Origin of the sequence: Serratia sp. CY27727, from assembly GCF_052169275.1 — a bacterium.
Classification (GTDB): domain Bacteria; phylum Pseudomonadota; class Gammaproteobacteria; order Enterobacterales; family Enterobacteriaceae; genus Serratia; species Serratia sarumanii.
Window position 1 is genome coordinate 281,332 of record NZ_JBJNLB010000004.1, and the last position, 14,599, is coordinate 295,930.

Consider the following 14,599-nt stretch of genomic DNA (forward strand, 5'->3'; position numbering starts at 1 on the left):
GCAGCAGCGTGCCGCTATTGCTCCACAATGCCCTCGCTGAGGCGCCACTCTTTCAGCAGCCGCCGCCGGCCGCGCGGATAGCGCTGTTCCAACGGCATGGCGGCCTGAATGCGATCGAGGCGAAAATGGCGAAACGCCTGGCGCAGCTCGCACCAGGCGACCAGCACCTGGAGCTGGTCGAAAAAGCCCAGCGCAAAGGGCCACAGCAGGCGTTCGCTGCGCTGCCCCGCCAGATCGAGATAGTCGATATGCAGCTTGCGCTCGCGGCGAATGGTGTCACGGATCAGCACCCGCAGCTCATCTGCCACCGACGGTGCCTGAACCGGCGCGATCAATAGCGTGTTGGCCTCCAGCTCCTCCCGCAGCGCCGGCGGCAGCACGGCGGCGATCTTGGCCAGCGCCTGGCCCGCCGCGCTCGCCAGCTGGCTATCGCCGCGGCGGCTGACCCAGCGCATCCCCAGCACCAACGCTTCTGTCTCCGCCTGCGAGAACATCAGCGGCGGCAGCATAAAGCCGGGGCGCAGCACATAGCCGACGCCCGCCTCGCCGGCGATCTCCGCCCCCTGCTGCTGCAGCGTGGCGATATCGCGGTACAGCGTGCGCATGCTGATACCCAGCGTCTGCGCCAGCGCATGGCCCGCCACCGGATAACGGCGGCTGCGCAGCAGCTGCATCAGATCGAGTAAACGTTGTGCGCGCGACATCTTGATTTCTCCACAAAAAAAGGGCTTACCTCAGTAAGCCCCCGGTTGCCTCACAGATCAATCATTTCTGCATGCTGCCGACCATCGCTTCCGGCCGCACCCACTCGTCGAACTGCGCTTCGGTCAGGTAGCCGAGCTTCAGCGCCGCGGCTTTCAGCGTCAGCCCTTCCTTGTGCGCTTTCTTGGCGATTTCCGCCGCCTTGTCGTAGCCGATGTGGGTGTTGAGCGCCGTCACCAGCATCAGCGATTCGTTCAGCAACTGGGTGATGCGATCGCGGTTCGGTTCGATGCCCACCGCGCAGTGCTCGTTGAAGCCCTGCATGCCGTCGGCCAGCAGGCGAATCGACTGCAGGTAGTTGTGGATCACCATCGGGCGGAACACGTTCAGCTCGAAGTTGCCGGAAGCGCCGCCGATGTTTACCGCCACGTCGTTGCCCAGCACCTGGGCGCACAGCATGGTCATCGCCTCACACTGGGTCGGGTTGACCTTGCCCGGCATGATGGAACTGCCCGGTTCGTTCTCCGGGATCGAAATTTCGCCGATGCCGCAGCGCGGGCCGGAAGCCAGCCAGCGCACGTCGTTGGCGATCTTCATCAGCGAGGCCGCCAGCCCTTTCAGCGCGCCATGCCCCTGCACCAGCGCGTCGCAGGTCGCCAGCGCTTCGAACTTGTTCGGGGCGGTGACGAACGGCTGATGGGTCAACTCCGCCAGCGCTTTAGCCACGCGCACCGCGTACTCCGGATGGGTGTTCAGCCCGGTGCCGACCGCCGTGCCGCCAAGCGCCAGCTCGGCGATGTGCGGGATACTGTCCTCGATGTGTTTCAGATTGTGCGCCAGCATCGCCGCCCAACCGGAGATCTCCTGCCCCAGGGTCAGCGGCGTGGCGTCCTGCAGGTGGGTACGGCCGATTTTGACGATGTCGCGGTAGGCTTCAGCCTTGTCGCTCAGCGTCTTGTGCAGCACTTTCAGCTCGGGGATCAGATGTTCGCGCAGCGCAATCACCGCCGCCACGTGCATCGCGGTGGGAAACACGTCGTTGGAGCTTTGGCTTTTATTGACGTCGTCGTTCGGGTGCACCTTGCGCTCTTCACCGCGCACGCCGCCCAGCAGCTCGCTGGCGCGGTTGGCCAACACTTCGTTCATGTTCATGTTGGTCTGGGTGCCGGAACCGGTTTGCCAGATCGACAGCGGAAACTGGTCGGCATGGCTGTCCGCCAGCACTTCGTCGGCGGCGCTGATGATGGCGGCGCCCCGTTCGGCCGGCAGCAGCCCCAGATCCACGTTCACCTGCGCGGCGGCGCGCTTGGTCAACGCCAGCGCGTGGATCAGCGCGGTCGGCATCTTTTCGGAGGAAATGCGGAAATGCGCCAACGAACGCTGGGTTTGCGCGCCCCACAGCTTGTCGGCCGGTACTTCGATGGGGCCCATAGAGTCTTTTTCGATACGAACGCCTGCCATCATTATCTCCTTAGCATAATTCCTAAAATCGTAGGGTTAGGCCGACGCGCTACCCCCCGTCGGCATACACTCCCAGTATAGTGACATAATAACTATTCGCATTAAGAGAGTTATCTCACAGCACGTTTCATCTTTTTTACCCATTAACGACGCGGTTATTTTCCATCGGTTAACCCGCGGCGAAATAAACGGCCGGGAATGAGCCAGGAGAATAAAAGTGTGGCTAATCATTAACGCGGATGACGCGAATTAAAATTATTGATGCGCTGCGCCTGTAAATGATTGAGCTCATCGATACGTTGTTGCTGCAGATGATTGATCTCGTCGTAGGCGTCCTGCCGTTCATGATGCCGATAGGCCCCGGTCGCCACCGCGCCGGCGGTGAGCGCCAACGGGTGCGCCACGGGCACGATCGCGGCGGGAACCGCGACCGGCGCGGGTGCAACGACGATCGGCGCCGGCGCGATCGCCACGGCGCGCGGCGCCGCGTAGGGATAGGTGACAATCACCGCCGCCTGGGCTGCGCCGGCGCAAAGCCCCAACAGCAACAACAGTTTCTTCATGCAACAGACCTCTGGTTTTGTTAAATCGACTCGTTAGCCGTTACGGTAAAGGGGTCTGACGCGCAGGTTTAAGCTCGGCGTGTGATCGCCCGGCGCAGCGCGAAAATAATAATAAGGGAATGGCTCAGACGGTAAAAAATAAATTCAGCAGTCATATTTTGACATGCTGAATAATAAATAATGCGGCAGGATGAGCGGACTATCGGCAATAATCCTGCCGGTTCAAAAAATAATCGAACGGCGGGTTTTCCGGGCCGCCTTGAGGCCTGCGCGCCAATTGAGGCGCCGATCGTTATCACGCTATACTTTGGCCCCGTTGCCGGGCGCGACGTTATTCGGCGTTGTTTTGATCGCGCCCATGATTTTTCCTGCCGACGCGGGCGTATGATGGTTGTCGGCACAGATTTAACTAACCGTATAAAATCAGTAAGTTATTGCCATCCGGTACGGCAATGACGCTAAGGACGTTTATCGACATGCAAAAAATGACCAACGCGGTACAGAATTACGCCTGGGGCAGCCACGATGCGCTGACCCGTCTTTACGGCATCGCCAACCCTGATAATCTGCCGATGGCCGAACTGTGGATGGGCGCCCATCCCAAGAGCCCTTCCCGCGTGCCGGGCGCCGACGGCGAGCTGCGTTCGCTGCGCGATCTGATCGATGAAGACCAGCCAAAACAGCTGGGCACCAACGTCGCCAGCCGCTTTGGCGAGTTGCCGTTCCTGTTTAAAGTACTCTGCGCCGATCAGCCACTGTCGATCCAGGTCCACCCGAGCAAAGCGGCGGCCGAAATCGGCTTCGCGAAAGAGAATGCCGCCGGCATCCCCCTGAGCGCCGCCGAACGCAACTATAAAGATCCCAACCACAAGCCCGAGCTGGTGTTCGCCCTCACGCCGTTCCTGGCGATGAACGGCTTTCGCGAACTGGCCGATATCGTTTCCCTGCTGCAACCGATCGCCGGCGCACACCACGACATCGCCGCCTTCCTGCAACAGCCGGACACCGCGCATCTCGCAACCCTGTTCGCCAGCCTGCTGACGATGAGCGGCGAGCAAAAGTCGCTGGCGCTCGGCGTATTGAAAGCCGCGCTCAATAGCCAGCAGGGGGAACCCTGGGATACCGTACGCTTTATCGCCGGCTTCTATCCGGACGACAGCGGCCTGTTCTCACCGCTGCTGCTGAACGTGGTGCAGCTCGCGCCGGGCGAAGCGATGTTCCTGTATGCCGAAACACCGCACGCCTACCTGAAAGGCGTGGCGCTGGAGGTGATGGCCAACTCGGACAACGTGTTGCGCGCGGGCCTGACGCCGAAATTCATCGACGTGCCCGAGCTGCTGGCCAATCTGCAGTTCCGCCCGCAGCCGGCTTCCGGCCTGCTGACCCAGCCGGAGCCACGCGGCAACGAGCTGTTCTTCCCGATTCCGGTGGAGGATTTCGCCTTCTCGCTGCACGATTTGACCGCCGCCCCACAGGCGCTGGCGCAGCAAAGCGCCGCCATCGTGTTCTGCGTCACCGGCGAAGCGACGTTGGAAAAATCCGGGCAACGCCTGACGCTCAAGCCGGGCGAATCCTGCTTTATCGGGGCTTTCGAATCCCCGGTCAACGTCAGCGGCAGCGGCCGCATCGCCAGGGTTTATAACCAACTGGCCTAACCGTTGATAAATTTCAGCAAATTGCTTGCTGAAAGCGAGAGCTACCCCCACAATTAAACGCCTGCGGGCGTTTATTTTCGGCCCCTATTTGCCCCTCCCGCGCAACGGAGGGTGATAAGAAAAAAGGATGAAACAGAGCTATGAAAAAATCGTTAGTCGCTGTCAGCGTCATTGTGGTTCTTGGCGCAGCATGGACCGGGGCATCCTGGTACACCGGGAAACTGATCGAGCAGCACATGGGCGAAGTCGTCGACAACGCCAACGGCCAGCTGAAAGCTTACCTGCCGAAAGCCGGCGTGAAGCTGAGCTATGAAAATTACCAGCGCGGCCTGTTCAGCAGTAAAGTGCGTTATGTGCTGCGTTCCGACGGCACGGATACCAGTGAAGACGCGGCGCTGAAAGCCGGCGAAGAAGTGGCGTTCCTGGAAACCATCGATCACGGCCCGTTCCCCTTCGCCCAGCTGAAAAAATTCAATCTGCTGCCGAGCATGGCGTCGGTGCATACCGAGCTGGAAAATACCCCGGCGGTGAAAGGTCTGTTTGACACCACCAAAGGCAAATCGCTGTTTACCGCCGATTCGCGCATCTCTTACAGCGGGGACACCTCGTCCGCCATCGACATCATCCCGCTGGACTACCAGAAGGATAAGTCTTCGCTGAAATTCAGCGGCGCCACCATTAACGCCGATGTGTCCAGCGATCTGAAAAAATTCGTGCTGGACGCCAATAGCGACAATATCGTGTTCGCCAGCCCGAACGAATTCGGTCAAAACGAGCAGATCACCTTCCAGGGCTTCAACCTGAAAGGCAACAGCAACGAGAGCAAGTTCGGCGTGAAGCTCGGCGATCAGACGATGACGCTGAAGCAGTTCAAACTGACGATCGACGGTAAAGATACCGTGGCGTTGGACGGTTTCAACCTGGTGAGCAAGTTCGGCGAGCAAGGCAGCAGCAACATTGGCGGCCAGATCGACTACACCATGGACGCGCTCAAGGTGCAAGGCAACGATTTCGGCGCCGGCAAGCTGGCGCTGAAAATCGACAACGTCGACGGCAAGGCGCTGAAAGACTTCGCCGACAGCTACAACCGCCAGACCATGGCGCTGCTGCAACAGGGCGAGAACCTGGATCCGGCCGTGTATGAGCAGCAAAACGCCGAGCTGTTGCAAAAGAACCTGCCGCTGCTGCTGAAAGGCAACCCGAGCCTCAGCATCGCGCCGCTGAGCTGGAAAAACAGCAAGGGCGAGAGCACCTTCACGCTGGATCTGGCGCTGACCGATCCGAGCAAAGCCGCCTCCCCGGCGCAATCGCCGGATCAGCTGATCGCGCAGGCGGTTAAAAAGCTGGATATCAACCTGACCATTCCGGAAGCGATGGCCACCGAAGTGACCGCGAAAACCGCGCTGTTGCAGGGTTACAATGCGGAAGACGCGCAGAAACTGGCGCAGCAGCAAGTGCAGGGCCTGGCGGCCATGGGCCAGATGTTCAAGCTGACCACCCAGAAAGACGGCGTGATCGCGAGCAAGTTCCACTATGCCGACAACCAGGTTGACCTCAACGGCAACAAGATGTCGCTGCAAGAGTTCATCGGCCAGTTCGCCATGCTGGGCGCCCCGGCGGAAGACGCTGAACCGGCGCAGGAAGCGGAACCCGCTCCGGCACCGGCGCAGTAATCGCCTGACAGCCTGATCAAGGGCCCCCTGCGGGGCCCTTTTTATTTACCCCATTTTCGCGGCGTAAACCGCATCGCGGATCTGCTGCGGATAGCGGCCGCACATGCCTTCAAACGCGGTGTTGGTCAGTATCACCACGCTCAGCTGCGCCTGTGGATCAAAGAACCAGCTGTGGCCGTAAACGCCGCCCCAGGTCAGCGTGCCGGCATGCTGCGGCGTCTGCGCGGCATCTGTGTCCACCAGCAGCGCCCCGCCGAAACCGAATCCCCAGCCCGGCCCTTGCGTTTGCGCCTGCGCCCCCACGTGCGGGCTGCGCAGCAACGCCACCGTGTCCGGCCGCAACATGCCCTGCCCGCCGCTGCGCAGCGCCTCCACCAGCCGCAGCACATCGTCGGCATCGCCGACCATGCCCGCGCCGCCGGAAGGATAGGCCCCGGCGTTAAGCGCCCGCGCGGGTGAAAACAGTACCTCGCCCCCCGCCATCTCCTCCGGCAGCGCCAGCCGCAGGCCTTCATGCATGCGCTGCGGCCCTTGCGGCGTGTTGTAATACGGCGTCGCCAGGTTCGCGGCGTCCGCCGCATAAAACGCGGTATTGCCGAGCCCCAGCGGCCGCGCCACCCATTCGACAAACAGCTGCGGCAGCGGCATGCCCGTCACCCGTTCCAGCACCGCGCCAAGCACGTCGATCGCCAGCGAATAATTGAAGCGCTCCCCCGGCGCCGACAGCAACGGCGCCTGTGCCAACAGCCGCAGGTTTTGCTCCAGCGTCAGCGTCGACAGCTCCACGCCATCCTGGATCCCCAGCTGATGATAAACGCCCGCCGGCGGCTGGTTCAGCCGATAGTCCAGCCCGGCGGTGTGGCTCAGCAAATGACGAATCTTGATCGCCGGGCGCCGGCCGTCCGCCAACGCCGGAGTGAACCACGGCAGCCAGTCGCTGACCGCGTCGTCCAGGCTCAGCTTGCCCTGCTCAATCAGGCGCAGCGCCGCCAGCGTGGTATAGGGTTTGGAGACCGACGACAGTCGAAACTGCGTTTCTCGCCGCATCGGCCGCCGCGCTTCGCGATCGGCATAGCCGGCCGCCCCGGCGTAGCAAATCTCGCCCCGCCGCGCCACCAGCACTACGCTACCCACGATGCGCCCTTCGGCCATCGCCTGTTGATCGATCGCCGCGATCCGTTCTGTTAACGCCCGTTGTTCTGCCGACATGATTTTCATCTCTCTGATGGAAAGTAAAACCAGTCTAAAACCTTCGTCATAAATTAAAATAAGGCATAATTTAATGAATCATTAAGCACAGGTTATTGATAGATGAGTTCACTCCTGCAGCTGTTGCCCTATTTCGAAGCCGTCGCGCGCCTGGGCAACTTTACCCGCGCGGCCAGCCAACTGGGCGTCACGCCGCCGGCGGTGTCGCAAAACATTCAGGCGCTGGAGAATCAGCTGGGAGTGCGGTTATTTCACCGCACCAGCCGCTCGGTGCGCCTCAGCGACGAGGGCCGGTTGTTCTATCAGAAGGTATCGCCGGCGATGAGCCAGATCGACGTGGCGGCGGACGACGTGCGCGCTCTGGGCGCGCAGCCGGCGGGCCTGCTGCGCATTACGCTGCCGCAGCTGGCCGCTTCGCTGCTGGTAATGCCGCATCTGGCGGCGTTTCAGCGGCGCTATCCCGAGGTGCAGCTGGAGCTGTTTACCGAAGACCGCTTTTCCGATCTGGTGCTAGGCAGTTTCGATGCCGGCATTCGCATGCATGCCATGCTGCAAAAGGACATGATCGCCGTGCCGATCGACAACGGCCAGCGCCGGGTGCTGGTCGCCTCGCCCGACTATCTGGCGCGCTGCGGCGTACCGGCCACGCCGGACGATCTGCCCGTTCACCACTGCCTGCGCTACCGCTTCCCCGGCAGCGGCAAACTGGAACCCTGGTATTTCAGCCTGGGCGACGATGAACGCGCGCTGGACGTCAGCGGCAGTTTGATTTTTAACGAAGATCGGCTGATCAAGGATGCGGCGTTGGTGGGCCTGGGTATCGCACAGCGTTTTCAGGGCACGGTGTTGCAGGAGCTGGCGCAGGGGCAACTGGTGGAAGTGCTGCCGGATTACGCCAGCGAAGCGTCGGGTTTTTTCATCTACTTTCCCGCCGGCCGGCATCTGCCGCTCAAGCTGCGCGCCTTTATCGATTTCATGCGCGAGCAACGTGAACGGCAGCATCGCTGGTAGGGGCGCCTCGTCGGCGCCCCTGGCCGTCAGCGCTTCTCCAGCGCCTGGACGATGTGGTAAGCCGCCTCGACGCGATCGTCGTTCGGGAACCACTTGTTGGCCAGCATCACCACGGCGATATTTTTCGCCGGGATAAATACCGCGTAGGTGGAGAAGCCGCCGGTGGAGCCGGTTTTGTTATACCAGCCGGCGCGCAATTCCGGCTGCGGCGGCGTGATGGCGGTGGCCGGCGTGCCGTTCATGATCATCCCGGCGTTGTTGCCTTCAATCAAACGCGACAGTTTCACTGGATACGGGTAGTTCTCCCACATCAGATCCTGCGTGAACGCGCCCGCCTTGTAATACCCGACGTGCGTCGCGGCCAGCGCGTCGCGCCACGGCTGCGCCACCTTCACCTGCTGCAGGTTGGCGTCCAGATAGCGAATCAGATCGCGAGCGTTGGACTTGATGCCGTAAGATTCGGCGTCCAGCGGGCCGGGATTGACCCGCACCGGCTTATCGTCCTTGCTGTAACCCTGCGCATAGTTAGCCATCTGCGCCGCCGGCACCTGAACGTAGGTGTGGCTCATGCCCAGCGCCGGCAGCATCCCCTGTTCCATCGCCTGGATAAACGGCTGGTCGAGGCTCTTGGCGGCGATCATGCCCAGCATGCCGATGCCGAGGTTGGAATAGACGCGGTAGCTGCCCGCCGGGTGTTTCGGCTGCCAGGCCCGGTAGTAGGCCATCAGCTGGGCGTTGTTGGTGACGTCGTCCGGCACGAACAGCGGCAGGCCGGAGGTATGCGTCGCCAGATTCAGCAGGCTGACGCCGTCGAAGGCGCTGCCGCGCAGCTCGGGCAGGTAGCGGCTGGCCGGATCGTTGAACGACAGCTTGCCCTGCTGCTGCGCATAGACCGCCAGCGTCGCGGTGAAGGTTTTGCTCAGCGAGCCCACTTCGAACAGCGTCTGCTCGGTGATCGGTTTGCCGGTCTGCTTCGAGGCGACGCCATACGGGTAAATCTGCTGTTTGCCGTCGACCGACACGGCGATCGCCATGCCCGGTACGCCATATTTTTTCATCAGCGGCTGAATAACGGCGTCGATATCCTGCTGCTGCGCGGCCTGAGCGGTCGGCAAGATCAGTGCGGCGATCAGCGCGGCCGCCAGGCGGTTCATTTTCGTCATGATAGAAGCTCTTAGGTTGCAGGGTATCGGCCGCGGCCAAAAGTTTTTATTGGCGTTATGCACGGCGCTTTCCCTGATTGATGATGTCATTCCTTTAAGGCTGCGGCGACGCTCACAGCAGCCGCGCCAAATATCGGATTTTGCCGCCGGGTTGACAAGCGATAATAATTTCAGCCAGCATAAAGAAAAACTTATGGCTATCGACAATGCGCAATCGACTTCCCCTCAACGCCCTGCGGGCGTTCGAATCCTCCGCTCGCCACCTGAACTTCACCCGCGCCGGTCTGGAGCTGCGCGTCACCCAGGCCGCCGTCAGCCAGCAGGTGCGCATGCTGGAAGAACAGCTGGGCATTCAGCTGTTCCGCCGCCTGCCGCGCGGGCTGGATCTGACCGAAGAGGGCCAGGCGCTGCTGCCGGTATTGAGCGACGCCTTCGACCGCATCGAGGCGGTGCTGCAGCAGTTCGAAGGCGGGCATTTCCACGAGGTGCTGACGGTGGCGGTGGTCGGCACCTTCGCCGTCGGCTGGCTGATGCCGCGGCTGGCGGCATTCCGCACGGCGCACCCGTTTATCGATCTGCGGGTGCTGACCCACAACAATCTGGTCAATCTGTCGGCCGACGGCATGGATTTCGCCATCCGCTTCGGCGAAGGCCTCTGGCCCGCCACCTGCAATATCAAGCTGTTCGACGCGCCGCTGACGGTGCTTTGCCCGCCGGCGGTCGCCGCGCGCCTGCGCACGCCGCAGGATCTGCAGCACGAGCAGCTGATGCGCACCTACCGCAAGGACGAGTGGGAACGCTGGTTCGCGGCGGCACAGGTGACGCCGTGGCGGATCAACGGCCCGGTGTTCGACTCGTCAAGGCTGATGGTGGAAGGCGCGATCCAGTGCGATGGCGTGGCGCTGGCGCCGGTCAGCATGTTCCGCCGCGAACTGGCCGCCGGCGCGCTGCAGCGGCCGTTCGCCGCCGAGGCCGCGCTCGGCGCCTATTGGCTGACCCATTTGAAATCGCGAGATCTGACGCCGGCGATGAAAACCTTTATCGGCTGGATCCGCCGGGAGGCGGAGGAGGAACAGCAGCAGGGCTAGGCAGAACCGCGCCGGATCAGCGTCGGCGGCAGAATGACGTTCTGCGCCGGCAGGTCGGCGTCACCGATGCGCTGCAGCAGGCGCGCGGCGGCGCTGCGCCCCACTTCCCGCGCCGAGCTGGAGACGAAGGTCAGCGGCGGCTCGGTCAGTTCGGCCTCCGGCACGTCGCCAAAGCCGATCAGCGCCACCTGCCGCCCGTAGTAGGCGTCGACCCCGTCCGAACCGATGCTGCGGCCGCTGCGCGCCAGGCCAAAATAGGCGCCGAGCGCCACCGATGCCTTGTGGCAGACGATGGCGGTAATGTTCGGGTAATGGCGCAGCAGTTGCTCCGCCGCTTCCGCCGCCTGGCGCTGCCGGCAATCGCACTCGACGATCCATTCACTGCGAAACGGCAGGCCGTACTGCACCAGCGTGGCGCAAAAGCCGCCCAGCCGCTCGGCGCGCGTCAATGAATCGCTCTGGCCGCCGAGGTAGGCGATTTGGCTGTGGCCGCGCTTGATCAAAAATTCGGTGGCCAGCTTGGCGGCCTGCATGTTGTCCGGCCGCACCACGTCCACGCCGTCGAGACCGCTGGAGCGCGCCACGCAGACCAGCGGTACGCCCTGCTCGGCCGCCTTCTCCTTCAGGCCCGCCGCCGCGCGAATGCCGCCCGCCAGCACGATGCCATCGACGCCCTGCGCCAGCAGCGCGTCAAACGCCCGCTGCAGGCCCTGGCCGTCGCGCCCGCTCTGCGTCAAAAACAGCAGCTTATCGTGCGCCTCCAGCGCTTCGCTCAGCCCGGCGGTCATTTCGGCATAGAAGGGTTCGCAGATGTCGCGCAGAATAAGGCCGATCACCCCGGACTCCCCGCCGCGCAGCGTCGCCGCCTGGCGATTGCGCACATAGCCCAGCTGCTCTATCGCCTGATTGACCTTCTCGACGGTGGTCGGCGAAATGCGCCCCTTGCCGCTCAACACCAGGGAAACCGTGGTGACCGACACGCCCGCCTGTTGCGCCACATCGGTGATGGTGATCTTTTTGATGCTCATAGTCTCTGCGAACCCGTTCCTGGGCAACCCGCGCCGTAATGATCAAGGGTATACCGAATCCGTTAGCTCAGTAAAACGTTTTACTGCCAGCCGCATTGTCGCTAAAAACCGGGCGGCAGATTTGTGATTGGCGGCGCATTTTTGCTAGGTAAAACGTTTTATCTTCTTTTTACCTAATCTGCAGTCCTCTTTTTGCTCGTCTTTTCGCCAGGAGAAGTCGGTTATGTCAGCAGCCAACAAACCAAAAATCACCCTCTGGGAGTTCTTCCAGAGCCTGGGCAAAACCTTCATGTTGCCCGTCGCCTTGCTCTCTTTCTGCGGCATCATGCTGGGGATCGGCAGCTCGCTGAGCAGCCGCGACGTGATCACCCTGATGCCGTTTATCGGCCACCCGATCTTCCAGCTGGTCTTTACCTGGATGAGCAAGGTAGGCTCCTTCGCCTTCAGCTTCCTGCCGGTGATGTTCGCCATCGCCATTCCGCTGGGTATGGCGCGCGAGAACAAGGGCGTCGCCGCCTTCTCCGGCTTCGTCGGCTTCGCCGTGCTGAATCTGGGCACCAATTTCTACCTGACCGCCGCCGGCGTGCTGCCCACCAGCGATCCGCTGGTGCTGAAAGCCAACAATATCCAGAACATCCTCGGCATTCAGTCGATCGATACCGGCATCCTCGGCGCGGTGATCGTCGGCATCATCGTCTATCGCCTGCATGAACGCTTCCACACCATCCGCCTCCCGGACGCGCTGGCGTTCTTCGGCGGCACGCGCTTCGTGCCGATCGTCACCACCGTGGTGCTGGGCCTGTGCGGCCTGGTGATCCCGCTGATCTGGCCGTGGTTCGCCGCCGGCATCACCGGGCTGGGTTGGGTGATCAACAGCGCCGGCGCCTTTGGCCCGATGCTGTTCGGCACCGGCGAACGCCTGCTGCTGCCGTTCGGCCTGCAGCACATTCTGGTGGCGCTGATCCGCTTTACCGAGGCGGGCGGCACGATGGAAGTGTGCGGCCACAGCGTCAGCGGCGCCCTGACCATCTTCCAGGCGCAGCTTTCCTGCCCAACCACCACCGGCTTCGCCGAAAGCGCCACCCGCTTCCTGTCGCAGGGTAAAATGCCGGCGTTCCTCGGCGGCCTGCCGGGCGCGGCGCTGGCGATGTACCACTGCGCCAAACCGGAGAACCGTCATAAAATCAAAGGGCTGTTGATTTCCGGCGTGGTGGCCTGCGTGGTCGGCGGCACCACCGAGCCGATCGAGTTCCTGTTCCTGTTCGTCGCGCCGTTCCTCTACCTGATCCACGCGCTGCTCACCGGGCTGGGCTTTACCGTGATGGCGCTGCTGGGCGTGACCATCGGCAATACCGACGGCAATATCATCGACTTCGTGGTGTTCGGCATTCTGCACGGCACCGCCACCAAGTGGTATCTGGTGCCGGTGGTGGCCGCCGTCTGGTTCGTCGGCTATTACGCCATTTTCCGCTTCGCCATCCAGCGCTTTAACATCAAAACGCCGGGCCGCGAGAGCGACGGTGCCGGCAGCCAAAGCGCGCCGAGCGGCGCGGTGGGCAAATCCGGCTACAACGTGCCGGCGATTTTGGCGGCGCTCGGCGGCCCGGACAACATCATCACGCTGGACAACTGCATCACCCGCCTGCGCCTGTCGGTCAACGACATGAGCCGGGTGGACGACGCGGCGCTGAAGGCCAACCGCGCCATCGGCGTGGTGCATCTCAACGACCACAATCTGCAGGTGGTGATCGGCCCGCAGGTGCAATCGGTGAAGGATGAATTAGACTCACTGATAGCCACGGCGCAACCTGCCGCGGCGCTGCAGGGAGCCACCCATGTTTGATTTCTCCACCCCGATCGACCGCCACGGCACCTGGTGCACCCAGTGGGACTATATCGCCGATCGTTTCGGCAGCGACGACCTGCTGCCGTTCACCATCTCCGATATGGATTTCGCCACCGCGCCGTGCATTCTCGACGCATTGCAGCAGCGCCTGCAGCACGGCGTGCTGGGCTACAGCCGCTGGCAGCACGAGGATTTTCTCGGCGCGCTGCGCCACTGGTATCAGCAACGTTTCAACGTCGCCATCGACACCGCGACGGCGGTGTACGGCCCTTCCGTTATCTACATGGCGGCGCAGCTGATCCGCCAGTGGTCGGTGCCGGGCGATTACGTGGTGACCCATACCCCGGCCTACGACGCTTTCTACAAGGTGATCCTCGCCAACCAGCGCCAGCTGTTGGCCTGCCCGCTGCAAAAAGCCGGCGACGACTGGCGCTGCGATATGGCGCACCTCGAAGCGTTGCTGGCGCGGCCGCAGACCAAGATCCTGCTGCTGTGCAGCCCGCATAACCCCACCGGCAAAGTGTGGCGCCGCGACGAGCTGCAGCAGATGGCCGAACTGTGCGAGCGCCACGACGTGCGCGTCATCAGCGACGAGATCCATATGGACATGGTGTGGGGGGAACACCGCCATACACCGTGGAGCCAGGTGGCGAGCGGCGCCTGGGCCCTGCTGACCTCAGGTTCCAAGAGTTTCAACATTCCGGCGCTGACCGGCGCCTACGGCTTCATCAACGACGCCGCCAGCCGCGAAGCCTACTTCCAGCAGCTCAAAGCCCGCGACGGCCTTTCTTCGCCGGCGGTGCTGGCGGTGGCCGCGCACGTGGCCGCCTATCGGCACGGCGAACCCTGGCTGGATGCCCTGCGCGACTACCTGCAGGATAATCTGACCTACGTCGCCGAGCGGCTGGAGCAGGCGTTTCCGGCGCTGGGCTGGCGCCCGCCGCAGGCCACCTACCTGGCCTGGATCGATCTGCGGCCGCTGGCCGTAGACGATCGAGCGCTGCAGCAGGTGCTGATCGAGCGCGAAAAGGTGGCGATCATGCCGGGCTTTACCTACGGCGAGGAAGGCCGCGGTTTCCTGCGCCTCAACGTCGGCTGCCCGCGCAGCAAGCTGGAGGCCGGCATGGACAAGCTGATCGCCGGATTGCGGTTGGTGCTGGACGAGCAATAGCGCGAGGGGGCGAGCCTCTGCCCGCCCCT

Annotated in this window: 12 protein-coding genes; 6 read left to right on the top strand and 6 right to left on the bottom strand. The window is 62.7% G+C overall.

Going from position 1 to position 14,599, the window contains the following annotated elements; translation table 11 throughout:
- Positions 1-14: 14 nt before the first annotated feature.
- From ACJ8HB_RS13840 to ACJ8HB_RS13850, 3 genes are all read right to left on the bottom strand, one after another.
- Positions 15-704, bottom strand: a complete 690-nt coding sequence (locus tag ACJ8HB_RS13840; protein ID WP_094860124.1) for a helix-turn-helix transcriptional regulator — start codon at positions 702-704, stop codon at positions 15-17.
- A 61-nt stretch (positions 705-765) separates the two neighbouring features.
- On the bottom strand, positions 766-2,163 hold the full coding sequence (fumC, locus tag ACJ8HB_RS13845; RefSeq protein WP_033638434.1) for a class II fumarate hydratase: 1,398 nt from the start codon (positions 2,161-2,163) through the stop codon (positions 766-768).
- A gap of 230 nt (positions 2,164-2,393) precedes the next feature.
- Positions 2,394-2,726, bottom strand: coding sequence for a hypothetical protein (locus ACJ8HB_RS13850; protein ID WP_033654745.1), 333 nt, complete (start codon positions 2,724-2,726; stop codon positions 2,394-2,396).
- A 476-nt stretch (positions 2,727-3,202) separates the two neighbouring features.
- On the opposite strand from ACJ8HB_RS13850, the gene manA reads away from it, so the two are divergent.
- Positions 3,203-4,381 carry a mannose-6-phosphate isomerase gene (gene manA / locus ACJ8HB_RS13855; protein ID WP_041034960.1) on the top strand — a complete coding sequence of 393 codons (1,179 nt, stop codon included), beginning with the start codon at positions 3,203-3,205 and terminating at the stop codon, positions 4,379-4,381.
- Positions 4,382-4,521: 140 nt separating this feature from the next.
- The gene (locus tag ACJ8HB_RS13860) at positions 4,522-6,054 is read left to right on the top strand and encodes a YdgA family protein (protein ID WP_033638429.1); all 1,533 of its coding nucleotides are present in this window, start codon (positions 4,522-4,524) and stop codon (positions 6,052-6,054) included.
- Positions 6,055-6,099: 45 nt separating this feature from the next.
- Here the strand turns inward: ACJ8HB_RS13860 and ACJ8HB_RS13865 are convergent, their stop codons facing one another.
- Positions 6,100-7,263, bottom strand: a complete 1,164-nt coding sequence (locus ACJ8HB_RS13865) for a serine hydrolase domain-containing protein (protein WP_094860148.1) — start codon at positions 7,261-7,263, stop codon at positions 6,100-6,102.
- Between the two features lie 102 nt (positions 7,264-7,365).
- Here ACJ8HB_RS13865 and ACJ8HB_RS13870 point away from each other — a divergent pair, with 102 nt between their 5' ends.
- Positions 7,366-8,274, top strand: coding sequence for a LysR family transcriptional regulator (locus ACJ8HB_RS13870; RefSeq protein WP_094860123.1), 909 nt, complete (start codon positions 7,366-7,368; stop codon positions 8,272-8,274).
- A gap of 26 nt (positions 8,275-8,300) precedes the next feature.
- On the opposite strand, the gene blaSRT is transcribed toward ACJ8HB_RS13870, so the two are convergent.
- Positions 8,301-9,437: an SRT/SST family class C beta-lactamase gene (blaSRT, locus tag ACJ8HB_RS13875; RefSeq protein WP_039566321.1), complete on the bottom strand. Its 1,137-nt coding sequence runs from the start codon at positions 9,435-9,437 to the stop codon at positions 8,301-8,303.
- 206 nt (positions 9,438-9,643) lie between these two features.
- On the opposite strand from blaSRT, the gene ACJ8HB_RS13880 reads away from it, so the two are divergent.
- Positions 9,644-10,525 (top strand): LysR family transcriptional regulator, encoded by an 882-nt coding sequence (locus tag ACJ8HB_RS13880; protein WP_039566322.1) that lies wholly within the window; start codon positions 9,644-9,646, stop codon positions 10,523-10,525.
- On the opposite strand, the gene ACJ8HB_RS13885 is transcribed toward ACJ8HB_RS13880, so the two are convergent.
- Entirely contained in the window at positions 10,522-11,553 is a 1,032-nt protein-coding gene (locus tag ACJ8HB_RS13885) for a Mal regulon transcriptional regulator MalI (protein ID WP_033648213.1), read from the bottom strand. The two genes, ACJ8HB_RS13880 and ACJ8HB_RS13885, sit on opposite strands and share 4 nt — an antisense overlap.
- Positions 11,554-11,776: 223 nt before the next feature.
- Between ACJ8HB_RS13885 and malX the strand changes: the two genes are divergently transcribed.
- Together malX and ACJ8HB_RS13895 are read left to right on the top strand one after the other, a co-directional pair.
- Entirely contained in the window at positions 11,777-13,396 is a 1,620-nt protein-coding gene (gene malX, locus ACJ8HB_RS13890; protein WP_094860122.1) for a maltose/glucose-specific PTS transporter subunit IIBC, read from the top strand.
- Complete coding sequence (locus ACJ8HB_RS13895) at positions 13,389-14,570, top strand: MalY/PatB family protein (protein WP_094860121.1); 1,182 nt, start codon at positions 13,389-13,391, stop codon at positions 14,568-14,570. The genes malX and ACJ8HB_RS13895 overlap by 8 nt, the downstream gene beginning before the upstream one ends.
- The last annotated feature ends 29 nt before the right edge of the window (positions 14,571-14,599 follow it).

Excerpts from the sequence above, each read along its gene's own strand:
- ACJ8HB_RS13840 (WP_094860124.1), bottom strand. The coding sequence starts at position 704 with ATGTCGCGCGCACAACGTTTACTCGATCTGATGCAGCTGCTGCGCAGC.
- fumC (WP_033638434.1), bottom strand. The coding sequence starts at position 2,163 with ATGGCAGGCGTTCGTATCGAAAAAGACTCTATGGGCCCCATCGAAGTA.
- ACJ8HB_RS13850 (WP_033654745.1), bottom strand. The coding sequence starts at position 2,726 with ATGAAGAAACTGTTGTTGCTGTTGGGGCTTTGCGCCGGCGCAGCCCAG.
- manA (WP_041034960.1), top strand. The coding sequence starts at position 3,203 with ATGCAAAAAATGACCAACGCGGTACAGAATTACGCCTGGGGCAGCCAC.
- ACJ8HB_RS13860 (WP_033638429.1), top strand. The coding sequence starts at position 4,522 with ATGAAAAAATCGTTAGTCGCTGTCAGCGTCATTGTGGTTCTTGGCGCA.
- ACJ8HB_RS13865 (WP_094860148.1), bottom strand. The coding sequence starts at position 7,263 with ATGTCGGCAGAACAACGGGCGTTAACAGAACGGATCGCGGCGATCGAT.
- ACJ8HB_RS13870 (WP_094860123.1), top strand. The coding sequence starts at position 7,366 with ATGAGTTCACTCCTGCAGCTGTTGCCCTATTTCGAAGCCGTCGCGCGC.
- blaSRT (WP_039566321.1), bottom strand. The coding sequence starts at position 9,437 with ATGACGAAAATGAACCGCCTGGCGGCCGCGCTGATCGCCGCACTGATC.
- ACJ8HB_RS13880 (WP_039566322.1), top strand. The coding sequence starts at position 9,644 with ATGCGCAATCGACTTCCCCTCAACGCCCTGCGGGCGTTCGAATCCTCC.
- ACJ8HB_RS13885 (WP_033648213.1), bottom strand. The coding sequence starts at position 11,553 with ATGAGCATCAAAAAGATCACCATCACCGATGTGGCGCAACAGGCGGGC.
- malX (WP_094860122.1), top strand. The coding sequence starts at position 11,777 with ATGTCAGCAGCCAACAAACCAAAAATCACCCTCTGGGAGTTCTTCCAG.
- ACJ8HB_RS13895 (WP_094860121.1), top strand. The coding sequence starts at position 13,389 with ATGTTTGATTTCTCCACCCCGATCGACCGCCACGGCACCTGGTGCACC.